General features: G+C 62.3%; 5 protein-coding genes. 3 read left to right on the top strand and 2 right to left on the bottom strand.

Features of this window, described 5'->3' with window-relative positions; translation table 11 throughout:
• Positions 1-247: 247 nt before the first annotated feature.
• The 3 genes from ROTAS13_RS19635 to ROTAS13_RS19625 all read left to right on the top strand — a co-directional run bounded on the left by ROTAS13_RS19635 (position 248) and on the right by ROTAS13_RS19625 (position 2,261).
• Complete coding sequence (locus ROTAS13_RS19635) at positions 248-838, top strand: ComF family protein (protein WP_075823170.1); 591 nt, start codon at positions 248-250, stop codon at positions 836-838.
• Between the two features lie 3 nt (positions 839-841).
• The gene (locus ROTAS13_RS19630) at positions 842-1,399 is read left to right on the top strand and encodes a hypothetical protein (RefSeq protein WP_075823169.1); all 558 of its coding nucleotides are present in this window, start codon (positions 842-844) and stop codon (positions 1,397-1,399) included.
• 238 nt (positions 1,400-1,637) lie between these two features.
• Complete coding sequence (locus tag ROTAS13_RS19625) at positions 1,638-2,261, top strand: recombinase family protein (RefSeq protein ID WP_075823168.1); 624 nt, start codon at positions 1,638-1,640, stop codon at positions 2,259-2,261.
• On the opposite strand, the gene ROTAS13_RS19620 is transcribed toward ROTAS13_RS19625, so the two are convergent.
• A complete protein-coding gene (locus ROTAS13_RS19620) occupies positions 2,219-2,533 on the bottom strand; it encodes a TrfB-related DNA-binding protein (protein WP_171979164.1) in 315 nt (104 codons plus the stop codon). The genes ROTAS13_RS19625 and ROTAS13_RS19620 overlap by 43 nt on opposite strands.
• A gap of 1,084 nt (positions 2,534-3,617) precedes the next feature.
• Positions 3,618-4,442 carry a DUF932 domain-containing protein gene (locus ROTAS13_RS19615; RefSeq protein WP_075823166.1) on the bottom strand — a complete coding sequence of 275 codons (825 nt, stop codon included), beginning with the start codon at positions 4,440-4,442 and terminating at the stop codon, positions 3,618-3,620.
• Positions 4,443-4,705: the final 263 nt, after the last annotated feature.

Below are 4,705 nucleotides of genomic sequence, written 5' to 3'. Positions count from 1 at the left end.
CCCCTCGACCGAAGGGCGAGGGGCGTTGATAGACGCCCCTCGTCCCGACACCATCAGAACCGCCGGGGCAGGGCGCGGGGGTCAACTGGCCTTCGCAGGGACCCGCCTGCACGGAGCGGCGCGCAGCAGCGCGGAGGAGGGTGGGTGGAAGGCCGGTTGGCGCCCATGCCCTGGTCTGGCCCTAAGAAGTCTAGCGTCTTCCGTTGCCGTTCCGTATCCCTTGTTAGAAACCGGGGGAGAGTGACGAATGCAGGTGCAGGTAAGACAAATCGTCGGCAACTGGGATGCCGGCTATGCTTTGCACAAGCATACCCTCTCTAGCGTTCACCTCGGCAACGACGCGAACGGTTATCCGATGTTTGACACCACACGTTCCGAACCCGGCGAAGCACTGTTCCAGCTCAAGTATCGATCCGACTGGAACCAGGTCGCTCCAATCGCTGCCGCTCTCAACCAACATATCTTGCCGCTGTTCAAGAAAGTTGGGCTTATCATCCCCATGCCAGCGTCAACGGCGCGGCAGAGGCAACCCGTTGACGAAATCGCCAAGGAGCTTGGCCGGCTTGCGAACATCCCGGTGTTCCACAATATCGTGGTCAAGACGCCGGCGCCGCAAGGTGCCCCACAGCTCAAGAACCTGAAAACCAAGGCGGAAAAAGAGGCTGCGTTGGAAGGACGGTTCACGATAAACAATGAGATCACCAACGAAGGTTGTTGGAACGCCTTGATGCTGGACGATCTGTTTGACACGGGAGCGACGATGGAAGCGGTGTGCGCTGCCCTTCGGACGTATCCCAAGATCAACAAGGTATTCGCCGCAACTGTGAGCTGGAAATAAATCATGGCAACCGTTTTTATAGCTGGCTCAATCTCGATTAGCCGCCTTCACGAGAAGGTTAGGAAGCGCATTGAAAATGTCGTTTCCTCAGAATTATCTGTTGTTGTTGGCGACGCGGATGGCGCTGACACGTCGATTCAGGATTGTCTCGCACAGAGCGGCGCTCAACAAGTCACTGTCTATTGCAGCGGTGACACGCCCCGCAACAACGTAGCTGCTTGGCCGGTGAAGAATGTTTATCCCGACGCCGCTAAGGGAAGCAGAGCCTATTTTACCGCCAAGGATTTGGAGATGGCGAACGCAAGTGATTACGGGCTCATGGTCTGGGATTGCAAAAGCACCGGGACTCTAAGCAATGTCATTGAGCTACTTAGAGCCGACAAGAAGTCAGTTGTCTTTGTTAATAAGAACAAGGACTTTTTGACAATATCGGATGTTTCTGGCTTGGAGCATCTTCTAGGTTTTATGTCTCCGCACGCGCGCATGAAAGCAGAGGACAAAATTGGCCTATCGTCTAAGATAGCATCAATCTCGCATAAGCAGCTCGCCCTCGCTGTTTAGTTGCGTTCACGCACCGGCAGGGCTGCACCTCGGTAGCCTGCATGTGCCTCCACCCCTGGTCGGTACGGGTGTCACGCAGCACGCCAGCAGGCATCAACAAACGACCGTTTTGCGAGGGGTGGCGCCTTCGCCTGGAAATTGCCCGGTCGATAGCCTAGAATCCGTCTGAAAACCCCTCGCAAACCTATCCGTCATAAACTAGCGGTCGGTCATGGGTTGTTGGAGACAAAGGGACTGAATGGCGCAGCTCGTCGGATATGCCCGCATTTCGACGGCGGATCAGAAGGCCGCCGGCCAGCTCGACGCGCTCAAGGTCGCCGGCTGCGATAGGGTCTTTGAGGAAACCGCATCGGGTGCGCGTGCCGGGCGGCCAATCCTGAAAGCCGCTCTCGACTACATGCGCGAGGGCGACACGCTGGTTGTCTGGCGCCTCGATCGGCTCGCCCGCTCGCTGCCGCAGCTTATCGAGACTGTCGGCACGCTGAAAAAGCATGGCGTCGGGTTGCGCTCGCTCTCCGAACAGATCGACACCAGCAACGCGGCCGGCGAGCTGATCTTTCATATGTTCGGCGCCCTGGCGCAATTCGAGCGGGGCTTGATCCGCGAGCGCACTAAGGCGGGGCTTGATGCGGCACGGGCCAGAGGGAGGAAGGGCGGCCGGCCCCGGCGTCTGTCGGAAGCGGACATAGACACGGCGCGCACGTTGCTTGAAGCGGACCCGCCTGTGCCGTTCTCGGAAGTAGCGCGCCGCCTCAAGGTCGGCCCCTCAACGCTCTACAACTACTTTCCGGCGGACAGCCGGCGCCCGCGTGGGAAGGCTTACGCGGGGGAGCCGGAGCTACCCTTAGCGCCGCCTGCATAGGCGGCCCGCGCCTCCTCGGCCATGCGCTCGACCTGGGCCGCCAGCTCGGGCGGCAAGAACACCTCGACCCGGCGCCAGTCGGCCGGAACGTCCTTCATCGCTTCTTCAACGCGCCGGATGATGCCGTTTACGCGCTGCCGGCTCGTGCCGTGCTGCGCGGCCACCTCAACGGGTCGCTTCCCTTCTACAAAGAAGGCGCGAGCGATGTTGAAGGAGTCTATCGTGAGGCGGCCCAATCGAGGCTTTAGCGCCTCGAAGTCAGCCGCTGACATTGTGCCTTCTCTCATGCGCGATCCCTCGCCCGCTCTCTCCGCGCCGTCAATACTTGTAAACAATACATACCCCGCTGTTGACGAACAAGCGTGCGCGGCGGTCATTGGACACCTAAGCGACGTAGGGCGGTTGCAACGCCTGCATATGTCGCGGGGTGGATGCGGTCGCGCGTCGGCAGCTCCGCAAGGTCTAGGACGTAATCCCCGCAGCTCGTCGCCACGGCCTCCACCTGGGCGGCTGCGCCTCGATGGTAAGGCAGCAGCCACACCACGCGCGCAGCCTATATCTTGCGCCTTGTCGCCCAAAGGCTCGCCCGCAAACCGGGTCGGGTCGGGTCGTTCGTCCCGATCCCGACGATAGCGAAGCGGGCTGACGTCGCCGGCAGCATCCACCGTGCTACCTCGGCCGATCCTGCACCAACCCGGGCAACGACGGGGCAGGGGAGCGCGGCCCGCCGATTGAACGCCTGGGCGGCGCCCCGGGCGGTGCTGTCGCCCACAAAGAGGCAGGCGAGCGCGGCGGCAATCATGCGAACAAATCCCCCCTGTCGAAACTCGGCCGGCTCGTCGCCTTCTGTGCCCTGCCAAACGATCCGGTCGCCCTGATAGATCGTGAGGAAGCCGCGCCGGTCATGCTCGGGCCTGGGCCGCCGGTCTGGCTCGTAGTTGTAACAGGCGCTCCGGCCCATAGACCCGCCGAAGGCGGGCGTTCGGCCTGGGCTGTGCAAGATGCGGTCGCAGGTGCCGGACGGTTCTTTGACGCGCCGCCCCCGGCCCGTCGCCCGCCAATGGTCGTAAGCCGATACGTCGCGCGGATTGGGTGCTTTCCAATGATGGCAGCGGGAGCAAGCGGCGCCCGCTGGCATGGGTGCATATGCGGGAGGGGAAGGGCGGTTGTGACCGATCGGTGCCGGCTGCGCGTCCAGCAGCTCGGCCGCGCTGTCTCTCGCGGCGAGCTGCGCGCGGCGCTGCTTCGGGGTTGGATGGGGACGCATCGCTTGACCTGGCTAGACGACGATCGCGGTTCAGCCGCGATCCTGGGAAGCGGAAGGGGCGCGGCCTGCGCCGCGCCCCGCTCGGGCCGTTAGGCCCGGAGCTTCCGCATTTCCTCGGCCAGCACCCACAAGGCGCGGTTGACCTTCACGTTCTGGTCGATGCCGTTGATAGGGCGAGTGGTCACGCGCTTGCCGGTGCGGTTGCGCCCGTGAACGCCACCCTTCGTCATGTTCTCCTGAACCCGGTTGAAGGTGGTCCAAAGGTCGCCGCTGCGATCCTCGTAACGCTTCGCCTGTAGGAGCTGCTCGGCCTCGATCGGCGCCGGGTTCTCGTCGTCATAGCGAAGCGCGAGGGCAGCACGAGCGAAAGCGGCCTGTTCCGGCGCCGGCAGGGCAAGGGCCTTCATCGCCTCGGCCTGCTCGGTCGCCTTCTCGAAACCATCAAGGACGGTATAGGCGCCCTCGATAACCTGCCCGATCACGTCGCCCTTGTGGGGCACGCGGAAGTCCGCGAGCGTGTCACCGCAGACCATCCCGTTTTGACAGACAAAGCGGAACATGCCGGCGAGCATCTGATAGCTGCTCGTTCCGTCGTGGCTGTTCAACAGGATGATTTCGTTAGCCTCGCGGCCCGCGATTTGGTTGGCGTGGCGAAGCCGGATCATGTGCTTGGTGTGTTCGCGCTTATCGAGGTTCCGCACCTTCGTCTGGCACGCCATGAAGGGCTGAAACCCCTCTTTGCGGAGGCCCTGCAAAACCTCGATCGTCGGAATGTAGGTGTAACGCTCCGAACGGCTGTCGTGCGGCGCCTGGGCGAAGATGGACGGCACCACGCGCGCAATCTCGTCGTCGGTGAGGGGCGACACCGAACGGATGGCGGGGGACTTGGCGGCGAAACGGCTGGAAAGCTGCATAGGGATCACTCCTGCATGTGTCACCGGAGCCTTGCGGTTGCCGCCGCGTCGGGTCCGGGTTGGCTCTACCGAACCAACACAGGAACAATAGCTTAGTGGCCTCATGCCGTCAATAGTTGTAAACATTTTGGATGATTTTTATTTACATCCTGCCTCCTCTCCGATTTGCACCGTGCAAACCCCCGCCCCTTGTTCGACGCGCGCCGCAGGCGAAGGAGAACCCCTCGACCGAAGGGCGAGGGGCGTTGATAGACGCCCCTCGT

This window comes from Roseomonas sp. TAS13 (assembly GCF_001950415.1).
GTDB classification, from domain to species: domain Bacteria; phylum Pseudomonadota; class Alphaproteobacteria; order Acetobacterales; family Acetobacteraceae; genus Roseomonas; species Roseomonas mucosa.
Note: the sequence above shows the minus strand (reverse complement) of the source record. Positions and strands in the feature narration are given on the sequence as shown.